13 protein-coding genes and 1 tRNA gene are annotated in these 14863 nt (G+C 63.8%); 5 read left to right on the top strand and 9 right to left on the bottom strand.

Going from position 1 to position 14863, the window contains the following annotated elements; genetic code table 11:
- The first annotated feature begins 43 nt into the window (after positions 1-43).
- From recA to alaS, 4 genes are all read left to right on the top strand, one after another.
- Positions 44-1105, top strand: coding sequence for a recombinase RecA (recA, locus tag A3736_RS08835; RefSeq protein WP_067681827.1), 1062 nt, complete (start codon positions 44-46; stop codon positions 1103-1105).
- Positions 1106-1347: 242 nt separating this feature from the next.
- The gene (locus A3736_RS08830; protein ID WP_067682097.1) at positions 1348-1974 is read left to right on the top strand and encodes a glutathione S-transferase family protein; all 627 of its coding nucleotides are present in this window, start codon (positions 1348-1350) and stop codon (positions 1972-1974) included.
- Between the two features lie 4 nt (positions 1975-1978).
- Complete coding sequence (locus A3736_RS08825) at positions 1979-2806, top strand: trans-aconitate 2-methyltransferase (protein WP_067681825.1); 828 nt, start codon at positions 1979-1981, stop codon at positions 2804-2806.
- Between the two features lie 66 nt (positions 2807-2872).
- Positions 2873-5533, top strand: a complete 2661-nt coding sequence (alaS, locus tag A3736_RS08820) for an alanine--tRNA ligase (protein ID WP_067681822.1) — start codon at positions 2873-2875, stop codon at positions 5531-5533.
- 60 nt (positions 5534-5593) lie between these two features.
- Here the strand turns inward: alaS and A3736_RS08815 are convergent, their stop codons facing one another.
- The 8 genes from A3736_RS08815 to cpdR form a co-directional block, all read right to left on the bottom strand.
- Positions 5594-5776 carry a hypothetical protein gene (locus tag A3736_RS08815; protein WP_067682094.1) on the bottom strand — a complete coding sequence of 61 codons (183 nt, stop codon included), beginning with the start codon at positions 5774-5776 and terminating at the stop codon, positions 5594-5596.
- A gap of 44 nt (positions 5777-5820) precedes the next feature.
- Positions 5821-6333, bottom strand: a complete 513-nt coding sequence (locus tag A3736_RS08810; protein WP_067681818.1) for a hypothetical protein — start codon at positions 6331-6333, stop codon at positions 5821-5823.
- 25 nt (positions 6334-6358) lie between these two features.
- On the bottom strand, positions 6359-8119 hold the full coding sequence (locus A3736_RS08805) for a cation:proton antiporter (RefSeq protein ID WP_067681814.1): 1761 nt from the start codon (positions 8117-8119) through the stop codon (positions 6359-6361).
- A gap of 93 nt (positions 8120-8212) precedes the next feature.
- Positions 8213-9793 (bottom strand): bifunctional GNAT family N-acetyltransferase/carbon-nitrogen hydrolase family protein, encoded by a 1581-nt coding sequence (locus tag A3736_RS08800; protein WP_233999336.1) that lies wholly within the window; start codon positions 9791-9793, stop codon positions 8213-8215.
- 227 nt (positions 9794-10020) lie between these two features.
- Complete coding sequence (locus A3736_RS08795) at positions 10021-11241, bottom strand: NADP-dependent isocitrate dehydrogenase (RefSeq protein ID WP_067681806.1); 1221 nt, start codon at positions 11239-11241, stop codon at positions 10021-10023.
- Between the two features lie 100 nt (positions 11242-11341).
- On the bottom strand, positions 11342-12034 hold the full coding sequence (locus A3736_RS08790) for an NAD(P)-dependent oxidoreductase (protein ID WP_067681802.1): 693 nt from the start codon (positions 12032-12034) through the stop codon (positions 11342-11344).
- 104 nt (positions 12035-12138) lie between these two features.
- Positions 12139-12213 (bottom strand) — tRNA-Val (locus A3736_RS08785).
- 100 nt (positions 12214-12313) lie between these two features.
- Positions 12314-12703, bottom strand: a complete 390-nt coding sequence (gene cpdR, locus A3736_RS08780) for a cell cycle two-component system response regulator CpdR (protein ID WP_067681799.1) — start codon at positions 12701-12703, stop codon at positions 12314-12316.
- A 244-nt stretch (positions 12704-12947) separates the two neighbouring features.
- Between cpdR and A3736_RS08775 the strand changes: the two genes are divergently transcribed.
- Positions 12948-13808, top strand: coding sequence for an N-formylglutamate amidohydrolase (locus A3736_RS08775; protein WP_233999331.1), 861 nt, complete (start codon positions 12948-12950; stop codon positions 13806-13808).
- A gap of 241 nt (positions 13809-14049) precedes the next feature.
- Here A3736_RS08775 and A3736_RS08770 read toward each other — a convergent pair whose 3' ends face one another.
- A complete protein-coding gene (locus A3736_RS08770; RefSeq protein WP_067681783.1) occupies positions 14050-14841 on the bottom strand; it encodes a SapC family protein in 792 nt (263 codons plus the stop codon).
- Between the last annotated feature and the right edge of the window lie 22 nt (positions 14842-14863).

Below are 14863 nucleotides of genomic sequence, written 5' to 3'. Positions count from 1 at the left end.
GAAGAGTCGATCGCGGCTCTAGGCAGATAGGAAGGGACATGTCATGGCGGCCAGTCTGAAGCTCGTGGACAGCAAGGAAAAATCCGTGGACCGTCAAAAGGCACTCGACGCCGCGCTCGCGCAGATCGATCGCGCGTTCGGCAAAGGCTCGGCGATGAAGCTGGGTCAGAAGGAAGCGATGAATGTGGAGTCGATCTCCACCGGATCGCTCGGTCTCGACATCGCATTGGGCGTGGGCGGCCTGCCTAAGGGCCGCGTGATCGAAGTGTACGGGCCGGAAAGCTCGGGCAAGACCACGCTGGCACTCCATGTTCTGGCTGAAGCGCAGAAGCAGGGCGGCACCGTCGCCTTCGTCGATGCGGAACACGCGCTCGACCCGGTCTATGCCCGCAAGCTGGGCGTCGACATCGACGAGCTTATCGTGTCGCAGCCCGATACCGGCGAACAGGCGCTGGAGATTGTGGACACGCTGGTGCGCTCCAACGCGATCGACGTGCTGGTGGTCGATTCGGTCGCCGCGCTGGTTCCGCGCGCGGAAATCGAAGGCGAGATGGGGGACAGCCATGTCGGCCTTCAAGCGCGCCTGATGTCGCAATCGCTGCGCAAGCTCACCGGCTCCATCAACCGCTCCAAATGCATGGTGATCTTCATCAACCAGCTGCGCATGAAGATCGGCGTCATGTACGGCAATCCGGAGACGACGACGGGCGGCAACGCGCTGAAGTTCTACGCCTCGGTCCGCCTCGACATCCGCCGTACTGGCCAGATCAAGGATCGGGACGACATCATCGGCAATTCGACTCGCGTGAAAGTGGTCAAGAACAAGGTCGCCCCGCCGTTCAAGCAGGTCGAATTCGACATCATGTATGGCGAAGGCATCTCCAAGATCGGCGAGATCCTCGATCTCGGCGTCAAGGCGGGCATCGTCGAAAAGTCGGGCTCCTGGTTCAGCTATGACAGCATCCGCATCGGCCAGGGCCGTGAAAACGCGAAGACCTATCTTAAAGAGCATTCCGACGTTTGCGACCGGTTGGAAGCCGCCATTCGCGGCAAAACCGACGAAGTCGCCGAGGAGATGATGACCGGTCCTGACGCGGAGGACTAAGACCCATCTTCTCAAGCGGGTGCCGCGGCCTTCCTACCTACAGGCCGAGTCCCGAAAAAGGCATCCGAATACGCGGAAAGCCGGTGCTGGCGAGGGCTGTCCAAAAAGTCCCTCGCAGCGCCGGCTTTTCGCGTTTCAGGCCGCGGGCTTCGTCTCTCGCGTATCCGGCTTGCCCAAGCCCATTGGCCATCCCGCTTTCTCTCGACTACATGACACGCGAACCAGCTTTCGGGAGCGCGCGCATGACCATCACCGTCCACCATCTCAATAACAGCCGTTCGCAACGCATTCTCTGGCTGCTGGAAGAACTCGGTGCTGAATACGAGATCGTATCCTACCAGCGCGATGCCACCACCAATCTCGCGCCGCCCGAATTGAAGCAGGCGCATCCGCTCGGCAAATCGCCCCTGATCGAGGATGCGGGACGCAGCGTCGCGGAGAGCGGGGCGATCATTCAGTATCTTTGCGAACGCCACGGCGGGGAGAGCTGGCTTCCCGATCCCACCAGCGACGCGCATATCGATCATCTCGAATGGATGCAGTTCGGCGAAAGCAGCTTCTTCGTTCCCGTCATGCTCAAGATCTATGCCGGGCGCCTCGGTGAGGCCGCAGCGCCGCTGATGCCTCGCATCGAAGAGCAGCTCGTGGCGCATATCGACTATGCGGAAAGCCGGATTTCCGACGATCTCCATTTCGTCGGCGAGGATTGGTCTGCGGCCGACGTGATGATGAGCTTCCCGGCCGAAATCGCCGTGATGCAAGGCTACTCCGACCGCGCACCGAAACTCGCGCGCTTCGTCGAAGCAGTTCACGCCCGCCCGGCCTGGCAGCGTGCCCGCGAACGCGGCGGCCCCTATTTCGTATGGTGAGGCCATGACCGGCGCTGGTGAGTGGACTGGCCGCGTCGGCGGCGTGTGGGCCAAAGAATGGCAGCGCACCGATCGCAGCTTCGGCGAGCTGACCGATCGCCTGCTTGATCCCACCGCTCTAAGCAGCTTCTCGCATGCGCTCGATATCGGCTGCGGTGCAGGCGAGATTTCGATCGCTCTCGCGACCCGCAATCCCAATGCTGCAATCACCGGACTCGATATCTCGTCCGATCTTCTCGCCATCGCCCGAGAACGCGCTGCGGAATTACCGAATGTCGCCTTTCATCATGCCGATGCTGCCACCTGGCATCTCGACAAGGCGGCAATCGCGCCAGATCTCCTGATCTCGCGCCACGGGGTCATGTTCTTCGATCATCCAGTCGCCGCTTTTGCGCATCTTCGCTTACTAGCTTCCACAAACGCCCTGCTCCGCTTCTCCTGCTTCCGCGAACGAAACGCGAATGGCTGGGCTGAATTGTTGCAAGGCATTCTGCCGGAGCCACCTACCACGCCCGATCCGCATGCGCCCGGACCGTTCGCCTTCGGCAACGAAGATCGGGTGAGCGTGATCCTCCGCGATGCCGGGTGGAAAGACATCGCCTTCGAACCTCTCGATTACGCCATGATTGCAGGCGAAGGCGAGGACGCCCTCGAAGAGGCGGTGGCCTATTTCCTGCGGATAGGCTCGGCCGCCAGCGCCATCGCCGCGCTTGAAGGGGCGACACGCGAACGGGCAATCGCGAACCTGCGCGCCATGCTCGCGGATCATCGCGAGCAGGACAGGATCGCGCTTCCCGCAGCGGCCTGGATCGTCACCGCCCACGCGGGATGACGAACTCCGTTCGGCGCATGCCATTCCCGGCTTGTCGCTAGCCGTCCGATTGCCTAACTGCCGGGCATGACTTCGACCAACGACATCCGCCGCTCCTTCCTCGATTATTTCGCCGGTCAGGGGCACAAGGAAGTCGCCTCCGCGCCGCTCGTCCCCTTCAGCGATCCCACCTTGATGTTCGTCAACGCGGGGATGGTGCCGTTCAAGAATTCGTTCACCGGCCTCGAAAGCCCGCCCGCGCCGCGCGCGACAAGCGCGCAGAAATGCGTGCGCGCCGGCGGCAAGCACAACGATCTCGACAATGTCGGCTACACCGCCCGGCATCACACCTTCTTCGAGATGCTGGGCAATTTCAGCTTCGGCGACTATTTCAAGGAACAGGCGATCCATCACGCCTGGACGCTGCTGACGAAGGAATGGGGTCTCGATCCAGAGCGCCTGCTGGTCACCGTCTATCACACGGACGACGAAGCGTTCGACCTGTGGAAGAAGCTCACCGGCTTCGCGGATGAGAAGATCATTCGCATCCCGACCAAGGACAATTTTTGGGCCATGGGGTCCGACGGGCCGTGCGGACCGTGTTCGGAGATCTTCTACGATCACGGCGATCACATCTGGGGCGGCCCTCCCGGATCGCCGGAGGAAGACGGCGATCGCTTCGTCGAGATCTGGAACCTCGTCTTCATGCAGTTCACGCAGGAAGCGGACGAGATCGTCGGCGATCTGCCCAAGCCCAGCATCGACACCGGCATGGGGATCGAACGCGTCGCGGCGGTTATGCAAGGCGTCCACGACAATTACGATACCGACACGTTCAAGGCCCTGATCGCGGCGAGCGAGGGGCTGACGGGCGTGAAGGCCGAAGGCGAGCGGACGGCCAGCCATCGCGTCATCGCGGACCATCTGCGCTCCACCAGCTTCCTGCTGGCCGATGGCGTGCTGCCGTCGAACGAAGGGCGCGGATACGTCCTGCGCCGGATCATGCGCCGCGCGATGCGGCACGCGCATCTGCTCGGCGCGGACAAGCCGCTGATGCACCGCCTCGTGCCCGAACTGGTGAGCGAGATGGGTGCGGCCTATCCCGAACTCGTGCGCGGACAGGCGCTGATCCAGGAAGTTCTCGAGCGCGAGGAAACGCAGTTCCGCCGCACGCTCGACAAGGGATTGCGCCTGCTCGACGAAGAGACCGGAGATCTGGGCGAGGGGGGCACGCTGCCCGGCGAAACCGCGTTCAAGCTCTACGACACTTATGGGTTTCCTTACGACCTCACCGAAGACGCGTTGCGCAGCCGGGGCATCGGTGTCGATCGCGAAGGCTTCGACGCCGCGATGGCGCAGCAGAAGGCCGCTGCGCGCGCCGCGTGGAAGGGTTCGGGCGAAGCGGCGAGCGACGAGGTGTGGTTCGACATCGCCGAGCGCGAGGGTTCGACCGAATTTACCGGCTACAGCTCGACGACGGGCGAGGCGGAGGTGGTCGCGATCGTGAAGGATGGCGCGGAAATCGGCCGTGCAGTCGCGGGCGATCAGGTGATCGTGCTGACCAACCAGACGCCGTTCTATGGCGAAAGCGGCGGGCAGACCGGGGATGCGGGCCGCATCTGGACCCCGGAGGGCCTCGAATTCGCCGTCGAAACGACGAACAAGCCGCTTGGCCGCCTGCACGCCCATGTCGGCGCGGTGGTGAAGGGCGAGGTGAAGGTGGGCGATGCGGTCCATCTTGCTATCGATGCCGAACGGCGCGACCGTATCCGCGCGAACCACTCCGCGACGCACCTCGTCCACGCGGCCCTCCGCAACACGCTGGGCGAACACGTGACGCAGAAAGGATCGCTGGTCGCGGACGATCGCTTCCGCTTCGATTTCTCGCATCCCAAGCCGCTGAGCGCAGAGGAGATTGCGGAAGTCGAATCCGAAGTGAATGCCGAAATCCGCGCCAACGAGCAGGTTTCGACCCGGCTTATGACGCCGGACGATGCAGTGGCGGCAGGCGCGCTCGCGCTGTTCGGCGAGAAATATGGCGACGAGGTGCGCGTGCTCTCGATGGGCCGCAAGCCCGATGGCAGCCGCAATTTCTCGGTCGAATTGTGCGGCGGCACCCATGTCGAGGCGACGGGCGATATCGGCCTGTTCCACATCGTGTCGGACAGCGCGGTGAGTTCCGGCGTGCGCCGGATCGAAGCGCTGACGGGCGATGCCGCACGCCGCTGGTTGCTGGCGCGTGACGAGGCGGTGAAAGCGATCGCCTCCGCCCTCAAGACCGCGCCCGACGATGCCGCCGCGCGCGTGGCGGCGCTGGTCGATGAGCGCAAGCGCCTCGAAAAGGAACTGGCCGAAGCCAAGCGCGCTCTTGCGCTGGGTGGAGGCGGCGGGTCCGGCCCGGCGCAGGCGGCGGACGAGGATGTCGGCGGCGTGACCTTTTCCGGTCAGGTTATCGAAGGGCTCGACCCCAAGGAATTGCGGCCCCTGCTAGACGACGCGAAGACCCGCATGGGATCGGGTGTGGCGGCGGTGTGCGCCGTCAACGAAGGCAAGGCGGCCTTCGCCGTTGCCGTGACCGACGACATGACCGATCGTTTCAGCGCGGTCGATCTGGTGCGAAAGGGTGTCGAAGCGCTTGGCGGCAAGGGCGGCGGCGGGCGGCCCGACATGGCGCAAGGCGGCGGGCCGGACGGCTCGCAGGCCGATGCCGCCATCCAGGCAGTGCGGGACGCTTTGGTCTCGGCATAGAAAAACCGCCCGTATCGGTCTGGATACGGGCGGTTCTCACTTGCGTGTTCCGAGATAGGATCAGGCGTTGGGCGTTTTCTTCGTCACGCCGCTGCTGCCCTGTTCGAGGTCGTTGCCGCCGGTATCGCCCGGCTGGCCGCGGCCCTGATCGACCTTGGCCTTGCTCTTCAATGGGTCCTGCACATTCTGCGGCTTGAACTTCTCGTCATTCGGGGTCGGCTTGGTGGGATCGGGATTGCTCATCTGAAATTCTCCTTTCCCTTCCAATGCATGAGCGCGTCGATCGTTCATATATTATCGGTATGGGAGCTTGGCCGCAGGTCGGCGTAGATGGCTCTCAGCTCGCGTTCACAGGCCGCCAGACCGTCGGCTTCCTCCAGACTTTCGCGCTTGGCGGCCATGGTTTCGAGGCAAGCGATGACGGGAGCGGCCTGCTCGCCAGCGCCCAGCGTCTGTGCACGGCGGGCGAGGAACAGCAGATCGCTGACCGGCCGCATCGCCAGGAAGGTCTCAACCATCGGCGTCAGCAAAGCGGCATCGTCGCGCCAGTCGCGTCCCTGAAAGAGCGTCTCGACGACATACTGGCCCGCGCCGAAACATTCGTACCGGATGCACCCTGCAAAACCCTGTTCCGCCCTGTCTTCATAGATCGTGCAGAGCCCGTTCGCCGCCAGCTTCGGGCAGGGTTCGCCAGCCTGTTTACGTGCGGAAAAGCCGGGCATATCGTCGGAAGGGTAGGCGATGCAGCACAGCGCCGCGCATCGCCCGCAATCTGCGCGGGTCTCGATCGGGCGGCCCATCTCTGCCACTCCCATCACCTGCCCGTCAGTCGCTCGCCGTGCTGCTGCGCAATTTGGGGCGATAGCTGAGCGCGCCTTCCTGCTCGATCTTCACTCGGTATTCGTCGCGCTGTTCGTGGATGGAGGCGATCACCGGACCCATCGGCACGCCGATATCGACGAGGACGGCCTCGCTCAATTGTAGCGAGCTTTCGAGCGTTTCGGGCACGGCATGGCTGGCGCCCGAGCGATAGAGTTCGGCTGCGTGCCCGGTATCGCGAGCGCGCGCGACGATCAGCAATTGGGGATAGGCTTTGCGCAATTTCGATACGAGCCGCGCGGCGAGCACCGGCTCGTCCATGGTGAGGACCACGGCGAGCGCGCTTTCGATGCCCAATTTGTCGAGCGCATCGCTGCGCGAGGCATCGCCGAAGGCCGCGCGGAAGCCGCGGCGCTTGGCGCTGGCGATCAGATCGGCGTTCGAATCGATCGCGACATAGGGCTTGTCGTGCGTTTCGAGCATGCGCGCGATCAGGCGACCCACGCGGCCCGCGCCGATGATGATGACGCGCGGCTCGCCTTCATCCTCGGGCGGCAATTCGGGCATGGGTTCGACCCGCCGGGCGATGGCGCGCCCTACCAGAGCGAGCACCGGCGTGATCGTCAGGCCGATCGCGGTCACGATCTGCCAGAATTGCGCCGTGCCTGGCTGGATCAGCAGCGCGGAACTGGCCGCAGCGAGAACGATCAGGGTGGTTTCCGAAGGGCTCGCCATGAGGATACCCGTCTCCGCCGCGGTGGACCGGCGCGCCCCCATCAGGCGCAGGAGAATGCCGGTGACGAGCGCCTTGAACACCAGAACGCCCACCACGGCTGTGGCGATCGAGGCCAGATTTTCCCAGATCGTGGCGAGATCGATGCTCATCCCCACGGTGATCAGGAAGATGCCCAGCGCGAGGCCCTTGAACGGCTCGATGATCGATTCGACCTCGCCGTGATATTCGGTTTCCGCGATCAGCAGGCCGGCAATCAGAGCGCCTACGATGGGCGAAAGACCCGCGAGCGCCGTGGCAAGGCTGGCCCCGATCACCACGAGCAGGCTGGCGGCGAGGAACAGTTCCGGGCTCTTGGTGCGCGCGGCCTGGGCGAACAGGCGGGGCAGGGCGATCCGCCCTGCGATCAGCAGCACCGCGATCACCACTCCGCCGATCACCAGCGTGTCGACCAATCCCTCCCACCCTTCGGCCTGCGCGGTGGGCGCCATGGCGCCGAGGATGAAGATGATCGGGACGATCATGATATCCTCGAACAGGAGCATCGACAGCGCCGAGCGTCCGACGGGCGAATGCGTGCCCGATATCGGCAGGACGATCGCAGTCGAGGAGAAGGCGAGCGCGAAGCCGAGCGCCAGCGCCCCGGTCCAATATTGCCCGATCATGGCGAGGAAGATCGCGAGGACCACGCCGGTGACGAGCAGTTCCAGCGCGCCAAGGCCGAAGACCAGTCTTCGCATCTGCCACAGGCGTTTGAAACTGAGTTCCAGCCCGATGGTGAACAGCAGCAAGATGATCCCGAACTCCGCGAAAGGTTCGAGCGCTTCGGGATCGGTTATCGTTATATGGCTGAGCCACGGTCGCTCGTACACGAGCTGCCCCAGCCCGAACGGGCCGACCGCGATGCCGATCAGGATGAAACCGATGACGGGCGTGATGCGGAAGCGGGTAAAGACCGGGATGACGATCCCCGCCGCGCCGAGGATCACCAGCGCGTCGGATATCATCGGGGTCGCTTCGATCTCGCCGGCCATGGGACAATCCTAGAGTGCAGGGCGCGAATGCGCCAGTGCTGCGGTTGCGAGATTTTTCCAGAGCGACCCGGGAAGGGCGCGAGGCGGGTAGGTTCAGCCCCCGCCGACGGTCTGCGGCCCGAGCGGTTCGGCGCGCGGGCGGGTCTTGCCCGGATGCGTGCCGTCCTCGTCCCACTCGATCCGATAAAGATCGAATCGGCGATCCGCCAGATTGCGTACGGTGCCTTCGGCGCGCGCCCAGCTGAGATCGGCGAGGTTGATGTCGCTGATGGTCAGCGTCTCGACATTCTCGCTCGCTTCCGCCGCAATCCCGTCGCGCGCGAAGGGGAAGTCGCAGGGCGTCAGGATGCAGCTCTGCGCGTACTGGATGTCCATATTGGCGACGTTGGGCAGATTGCCGACATTGCCGGACAAGACCACGAAGCACTGGTTTTCGATCGCCCGCGCCTGCCCGCAATAACGCACGCGCAGATAGCCCTGGCGGCTGTCGGTGCAGAAGGGGACGAAGATGATCCGCGCGCCTTCGTCGGCCAGCTTGCGGCTCAGTTCGGGAAATTCGCTGTCATAGCAGATCTGCACGCCGATCGGGCCGCAATCGGTCTGGATCACGTCGATCGTGTCGCCGCCGCGAATGTTCCACCAATAGCGCTCGTTGGGCGTGGGGTGGATCTTTTCCTGTTCATGCACCGATCCGTCGCGCAGGCAGACATAGGCGACGTTGTGGATGTCGCCATCGTCCATCCGGGTCGGGTGCGATCCGCCGATGATGTTGATGTTGTAGCGCATCGCCATTTCGGACAGGTCGGCGCGGATGCGGGGCGTGTATTCGGACAGGCGCTCGATCGCTGCGACGGGCGAGAGTTCTTCCGGCTCGAAGCTCAACAGCTGGAGCGTGAACAGTTCCGGGAAGACGATGAAGTCCGATTCGTAGTCCGAAGCAACGCCGACGAAATACTGGATGGCGCGCAGGAATTCGTCGTAGTCGGCCACGGCGCGCGCCTGCAACTGGCAGGTCGCCACTCGCACCGCTTCGACGCCGCGCGGCAGGCGCTTCTTCACCGGCTGGTCGCGCTCCACATAGGGATTGCGCCACACCATCATCACTGCGTTCCCGCGCGAGGCCTTGTCCTCGGGCAGGTATTTGCGCATCACTTCGCGCGGTTCGAACCCGTTGGCGAGCTGGAAGCGCAAGACCGGATCGTGCAGCTTTCCGGCGACCAGACGTTCGAGGTAATCCTCGGGGCTTTCCACCTTGTCGGTTTTGCGGCGGCGCGCGCGGTCGTAACCCGGCATCCGCCCCCCGAAGACGATGCCGGTCAGGTCTTTTTCTTCCGCCAGAGAGCGGCGCTCTTCGTAGAGGCGGCGCCCGATGCGCACGCCGCGCACCTTGGGATCGACGCACATCTCGTAACCGTAGAGCCAGTCCCCGGTCGGATCGTGGCGGCTGCCATAGCCGTTGCCGGTGATCTCGTCCCAATCGTGCGGCGCGAAGGCCACCGGCTCGGGCAATTGCATCGAAGCGCAGTAGCCCACCACTTCGTCATCGAGCAGGGCGACGAAGCAGCCTTCCTGGAAATTGTTGATCTGGCCGCGGATTTCGCTCTGCTTGTAGGGCGGAAGCTCGGTGTAGACGCGGCGGATCAGCGCGGCGATCCCGCGGATATCCTTGATCATCGCCCGGCGCACGACGAGGCGGGCCTTGCCGACGCGCTCCTCGTCCTTTTTCGCAGCCTTGCGCTTGGTGGGAGTTTTCGCGGTGGGTTTGTTCGCCATGGAGCCTTCGCCCGTTCAGGAGAGTGAATGGGCAGAGCGCCCCCCGCCGCTCCGCACCGTCTAGTCAGGCCGGACGTTGTGACGCCCGGCCTCGTAAGTCGGTCCCTCCTGATGGAGGGACAGTCGGATCAAGCCGCTTTCGTCATCTCTTTTTCGAGATTGGTGACGATAGCTTCGAAGAACTGCTCGGTGGTGAGCCAGCTCTGGCCCGGACCGATCAGCAGGGCGAGATCCTTGGTCATTTGGCCGTTTTCGACCGTCTGGATGCAGACCCGCTCCAGCGTCTCGGCGAACTTCACCACATCGGGCGTATCGTCGAACTTGCCGCGATAGATCAGGCCGCGCGTCCAGGCGAAGATGCTGGCGATCGGATTGGTCGAAGTCGCCTTGCCTTCCTGGTGCTGGCGATAGTGGCGGGTGACGGTGCCGTGGGCGGCTTCTGCTTCCACGGTCTTCCCGTCGGGCGAGAGCAGCACGCTGGTCATCAGGCCGAGCGAGCCGAAGCCCTGTGCCACGACGTCCGACTGCACATCGCCGTCATAGTTCTTGCAGGCCCAGACGAACTTGCCGCTCCACTTGAGCGCCGCGGCGACCATGTCGTCGATCAGGCGGTGTTCGTAAGTGATGTTCGCTGCCTTGAACTTGTCGGCAAATTCGGCGTCGAACACTTCCTGGAACAGGTCCTTGAAGCGGCCATCGTACTTTTTGAGGATGGTGTTCTTGGTCGAAAGATACACCGGCCATCCGCGATCGAGGCCGTAATTGAAGCTGGCGCGCGCGAAATCGCGGATCGATTCGTCGAGATTGTACATCGCCATGGCGACGCCGGACTGCTGGAATTCGAACACGTCGAGATCGATTTTCTCGCCATCCTCGCCTTCGAAGACGAGGCGCAGCTTGCCCGCGCCGGGGATCAGCGTGTCCTTGGCGCGGTACTGGTCACCGAAGGCGTGGCGGCCGACCACGATGGGGTCGGTCCAGCCGGGAACCAGGCGCGGCACGTTGTCGATCACGATCGGCTCGCGGAAGACCACGCCGCCGAGGATGTTGCGGATGGTGCCGTTGGGGCTGACCCACATCTTCTTGAGGTCGAATTCATCGACGCGGGCTTCGTCGGGCGTGATCGTCGCGCATTTCACGCCGACGCCGTATTCCTTGATCGCATTGGCGGCGTCGACGGTGATCTGATCGTCGGTCGCATCGCGGCTTTCGATCGACAGGTCGTAATATTTCAGGTCGATATCGAGATAGGGGAGGATCAGCCGCTCGCGAATCCACTCCCAGATGATCTTCGTCATTTCGTCGCCGTCGAGTTCGACGACCGGGTTCTTGACCTGAATTTTCTGCATGATGGCCCTGTCTCTTGAATGTCGGAAAAAGGTTTGCGCGGGCTTTAGCAGAGCCGCGCCAGCGCGCAACCGGGGCGCCGCACGGACGTAGCGACCTCCGCTAGTGCGGCAGGAATTCGTCGAGGAGGGCGGTGGGCCTCTCGAACGAATCCGCTTCGGGGCGCGCGATGAAGGGGGTCTTGTGGATCCAGTGATCACCCATCGCGCAATCGATCAGGAATTGCGCCAGATCGGCGCGGCGTGTGCGCAGGCTGTCGGAAGGAAGATCGTTCTCCGCAACGTGGAAATCGCCGCTGAGCGGCTCGTCGAGCAGCCAACCGGGGCGGGCCGCCGTCCAGTCGATATCGATCGAACCGCTCAGCACGCGCTCCATCTTGCGCATGTCCCCGAACAGATTGGCGAGCGGCAGGGAGGCGGCGCGAAACCATTCAGGAACGCTCGCCGACCGATCGGCAAAGGCCGCGCTTATAACGATGAGGCGTTTGACGCCGGTGTCGCGCATGGCCTCGACGATCCGCTGTGTGCCGCGCGAATAGAGCGGTGGCGGATCGGCGAGCGTCGACAGGTCGCGGCCCGGGCCCACGGTCGAAATCACGGCATCGCAACCTTGGATCACCGATACGAGATCGCCTTCGAGCAGATCGGCGGTGACGCGCTCCAGCCGTTCGTCGCTATTCGCATCTTCGGGCCATTCGCGTTCGGCGCCGCGCACTGCGATCCCGCGCGCAAGGGCTTGGTCGACGACCAGCGAGCCGACGCCGCCGGTCGCTCCGAAAAGGCAGAGTTTCGTCATATCCGGTCAACTCGCCGAAAAGGCCGACGATCCCGGTGCTGCGTGCGGATACGAAAAAGCCCGCCAAAGGGCGGGCTCCTGCGTCATGCGCCTAAATCATACGATGGTGGGCGTACCAAGGATTGAACTTGGGACCCCTACGATGTCAACATAGTGCTCTACCACTGAGCTATACGCCCGCACCATCGCTTACGCGCCAGCCCTGAAGGCTGCGCAGGCGGGCCATCTAGCGAGCGGCCCGGCCCCATGCAAGACACAATTTGCCTTGCCCGCAATCACCTAGAGCGACGCGGAAATCCGGTCTTCCAGAACGCGCTCCACTTCGAGGACGAGATCCTTGAGGTGGAAGGGCTTGGACAGGACGCGCGCCTGCGGCTGATCGCGGCTGGCCTTGAGGGTGACGGCGGCGAAGCCAGTGATGAACATCACCTTCGTATCGGCGCTGATCTCGTTGCAGCGCTGCGCCAGTTCGATTCCGTCCATTTCGGGCATCACGATGTCCGACAGGAGCAGGTCGTAGCGGTTCGTTTCGAGCAAAGGCAGGGCCGCCGTGCCGCGATCGACGGAATCGACCGCGTAGCCGGCTTTCTCCAGCGCACGCTCCAGATAAGTGCGCATGGCATCGTCGTCTTCCGCGAGAAGGATGCGGGTCTGATGAGGTTCGGTCATGGGCGCGTGATACCAGCAAGCTCTTAAGAAATCTTGCCCGTTGATCGCGCGCGGCGGGTCGCTGGTCGCTTATTTCGTCCGCCGGGGCGCTGGCGATCCGGGGCCCGCGATGCGAACGCTTTGACACGAGAGCGCTGACGGCCCAAATCCGTAGGCTATGTCAATTACATCCCTTCCGCGTCCGGCCGCGTCTTTGCAGAGCGGTGGGCGGATACCCGGCAGCGATGATGCGGCGTTTGGCCTGATGGCCAGCGAAACAGCGACCGTTCCCATAGTCATAGGCGCGCCGCATGGAGGGCGCAGCTACCCCGATACGGTCGTGCAAAGCATGCGGGAGCCGGATCGCGCGAAGCTCAAGCTGGAAGACCGGCTGATCGACATCATGGCGCAGGAAGTGGCGCAGGCGACCGGCGCGCCGCTGATCATGGCGCATGCCCCACGAGCCATGATCGATCTCAATCGCTCCCCCGACGATATCGACTGGTCGATGATCCGGGGGCGGACCGTACCCAACCATCCGACCGGCGCGGTCAATCGCCGCGCCCGAACCGGGTTGGGGCTGGTGCCGCGCCGCCTCCCCGGAATGGGCGAGATCTGGAAGGGCAGGCTGGAGCGCGCCGAGCTCGATGAGCGGATCGATTCGATCCACAAACCCTATCACGCCGCACTCGGCCTGCTTCTCGAACGAGTGCGTGACGAATGGGGCGCGGTGCTGCTGATCGATCTGCATTCCATGCCGCCGCTCAAATCCGGCGGACCGGGCGAGCCTGCGGCCGAATTCGTTGTCGGGGACCGGTTCGGATCGTCCTGCGGCGACGGTCTGGCGGCGGCGGCGCTGACGTTCCTTTCCGCGGCGGAGCGGCGGGTGGCGCATAATCGGCCCTATTCGGGCGGCTATGTACTCGACCGGCATGGCGCGCCGCGCAGGGGAATTCACGCGATGCAGCTCGAGATCTGCCGATCGACCTATCTCGATGCGCAGATGCGAGAGGCCGGGCCACGCTTCATGGGCGTGGCGCGCCTGCTCGGCCAGATGGTGCGCGCGCTGGCGGCGCAGGTCGCGAATACGAGTTCGGGCGATACGTTCCGCCACGCCGCGGAATAAGAGTTTCGCGCGCCGTCACCCCAACAAAAAACCACCCCGTGCATGAAGCACGGAGTGGCCAAGGTTCAGGGAGGAGATGCGCTTTCGCGCATCGGCCGGAAGCGCCATGAGGGAAGCGGCTTCCGGTACTCGCTAGATGGGTGGGGACGCGCCCCGTTCAAGACCCGGATCGGCGGTGGGCGCATGCCCGCCACTATTCATCGCAGGTCATCGCAGTTCTCGAAAGGGCGCGGCCCGCCTGTCAGTTGGCGCTCTGCTGGCCCGCGAACGCGTCCGGCGCGGTGCCCTGCTCGACCTGACGCGAGAAGATCGCGCGCATCATGTCGAGCGAGAAGATATGCGCGTGGATCAGCATCATCAGGCCGTTATCGGACCATTTCTTTGCCGTCTCGGCATCGATTTCACGCAGCTTTTCCTGATTGACCATCTGGAAGCCACGATAGGTGTAGGGCGTATCGGGCGCTTCCTGACGCGAGATCGACATTTCGCCGTCCATCAGCAGGTCGGCATTCTTCAGCTCTTCCATGAACGCCTTGGTGCGCTGGCCGGCGGCTTCGAACTGCTCGCAGAAATCGAGGATCTGCTGGGTCGCCTGGGTAACCTTGCCTTCGTCGTCGAACAGGCGCTCGCCTTCCTCGAATTCGCCGATCACCTTGTCCTGGGTCGGGTCGAAGCACAGCGACAGCTCGTCCGCATCGGGGCGCAGCTTGGCCAGCATGAAGGGATAGCGGCGGATATAGGCGGGGATGTAGACCGGCTCGTTCACCTTGCCCTGATCGTCGACATAGGTGTTCACGCCTTCGTTGAGGCCCATCAGGCAGAGCGGAAGCGGCTGGTCGCCTGAACTGAACACGATCGGGAAATTGCGCTGCGCCTGGACGAATTCGTCGACCGTCAGGGGCACGGCGTGCTGGTTCTTCAGGAACCCGGCATCGTCGATCTGCTTGGTGCGGAACTTGCCGTGATCGCGGCTGTTGAGCGGCATCAGGTCGTTGTAGAACAGGGGCAGGGTGGGCTGCGGCGCGCTGGCCATGGGTGATCTCCGGATCGGTCTG

Origin of the sequence: Erythrobacter sp. HI0063, from assembly GCF_001635685.1 — a bacterium.
Taxonomy (GTDB): domain Bacteria; phylum Pseudomonadota; class Alphaproteobacteria; order Sphingomonadales; family Sphingomonadaceae; genus Qipengyuania.
Note: the sequence above shows the minus strand (reverse complement) of the source record. Positions and strands in the feature narration are given on the sequence as shown.